Source organism: Pleionea sediminis (assembly GCF_007570825.1).
Lineage (GTDB): Bacteria > Pseudomonadota > Gammaproteobacteria > Enterobacterales > Kangiellaceae > Pleionea > Pleionea sediminis.
Genome location: NZ_SUNB01000023.1, coordinates 1 through 1,495, shown reverse-complemented (window position 1 = coordinate 1,495; position 1,495 = coordinate 1). Strand labels below are relative to the sequence as shown.

At 38.5% G+C, this 1,495-nt stretch carries 3 protein-coding genes; 1 reads left to right on the top strand and 2 read right to left on the bottom strand.

What is annotated here, in order from left to right; translation table 11 throughout:
• The first annotated feature begins 526 nt into the window (after nt 1-526).
• Nucleotides 527-679: a hypothetical protein gene (locus FAX86_RS22370; RefSeq protein WP_164503713.1), complete on the top strand. Its 153-nt coding sequence runs from the start codon at nt 527-529 to the stop codon at nt 677-679.
• Here the strand turns inward: FAX86_RS22370 and FAX86_RS22045 are convergent.
• Together FAX86_RS22045 and FAX86_RS22040 are read right to left on the bottom strand one after the other, a co-directional pair.
• Nucleotides 670-1,047 carry an antiterminator Q family protein gene (locus FAX86_RS22045; protein WP_144395662.1) on the bottom strand — a complete coding sequence of 126 codons (378 nt, stop codon included), beginning with the start codon at nt 1,045-1,047 and terminating at the stop codon, nt 670-672. The genes FAX86_RS22370 and FAX86_RS22045 overlap by 10 nt on opposite strands.
• Nucleotides 1,047-1,495: VRR-NUC domain-containing protein (locus tag FAX86_RS22040; RefSeq protein WP_144395661.1), on the bottom strand; the 449-nt coding region annotated here is incomplete at its 5' end. The genes FAX86_RS22045 and FAX86_RS22040, both read right to left, overlap by 1 nt.

The following is a 1,495-nucleotide window of genomic DNA, read 5'->3' as shown; positions in this document are numbered from 1 at the left end:
ATCCCACTTTACATTATTTCGAATATACGTAAATAACTCATTTGGCGAGTCAACAAAGTTATCTTTAATTGTCAGCTCTGGACTATTCATACACTTAACTAGTAATTATATTCACTAAAGCGCATTTAATAAGTATATACAACTTCAGTTTTTTCAAATTAACCATAATTATCAGTCAGATACACCCCTATATCAAATAGAGATTCCCGTTATTATTCACCCAAGCGCATTTAATAGGATATCTCATTTTTAATTTCTATATAAATCAATAGGATAGAAAATCAGTATCTGAGAAAGATCGCTTTGAAGCCTGATTTTAACTACTTGCATAAGTAGTGTTCAAAAATGCTAGCTCTTAAGTACTCTATTAATTACGGAAACACCATCTTGATGCATGAAACAAAAGGCATGGTTGGTGTTTTTACTAGAGATGGGATAGTCACAGATCTTTGGTGGCTGGGCTTTATTAGAGTAGGTGCAGCTCGTAGACTTGAAGAATTCGCCACCCCTGTTCGGTTGTCAGTGAATGACTATTCAGTACAGTGCAGAGTTGGATTATTCGACAAAGTTAAAGCCCAATGAATTCGTTCAAGGATGTGTTGTTGGCAATGGCGTTTTCGGTGTTATCGAAAGCGGTCAACCGAGAATCGTTAGAGTTCTGAGTAGCAGTCATGAATGAACAATTATATCAATCGCACCTTCCACCCATGCTTCAGCACTCTGAGTTAAATCATGCGCCTTTGCTTTTGAAAGATTAAACTCTTCAGCAATATCTCTGATGGAATACAAATCGATATATTTTCTTTTTAAAACCAAACAGCGATTTTTATCCACCCTACCAAGAACAAGAATAATTTTATCAAGCTTTTGAACTTCATCTTCAGATAAGGTCTGTAATTCTTGTCGATACTCGTCATGGTAACCCGATTGAGTTTTTATTAACTCAGCGCCTGGTGACTTCGAGGAATACCATAAGTGACGAGCAACATTGCCCTGGCGATGCCAAATACCCCAACGAGTTAACTCGTCTTTTATTTTCCCAGACACTAGGAACCCGCTCCTCTTATCTGTACATGTTCTCTAAGATAATTCGCAATGATTTTTTGAGCTTGAATTGAGCCATAAGCAATATCACAAAAATATCCAACTCGGTTCATTCGCTCTTTCCAATCCAGTTGAGTCTCACTTACGCGTGATGGATACAGCTTTGGCGGTTTCATTTCTAAGTACAAACCACTGTAGTCACTGGTGGGAATGGCGAGCACTAAATCCGATACGCCCGCCTTGACTCCCAGTGATTTCAAAATACCAGCTTCCGCTTTACTGCGTCCGCCACCGTTCGGAACATGAAACAAATAATCAAAGAGAGTCGTATTTGGCTCAAACAGTTTTGAGTTTGGTAACTTAATAAGTCTCGACCAATTAATCACAGCACGTTGATGCGTATCTTCTATGTTGCGTTTTCTCTTCTTGGGTTTCAATGGCATGATTACAC

Excerpts from the sequence above, each read along its gene's own strand:
- FAX86_RS22370 (WP_164503713.1), top strand. The coding sequence starts at position 527 with ATGACTATTCAGTACAGTGCAGAGTTGGATTATTCGACAAAGTTAAAG.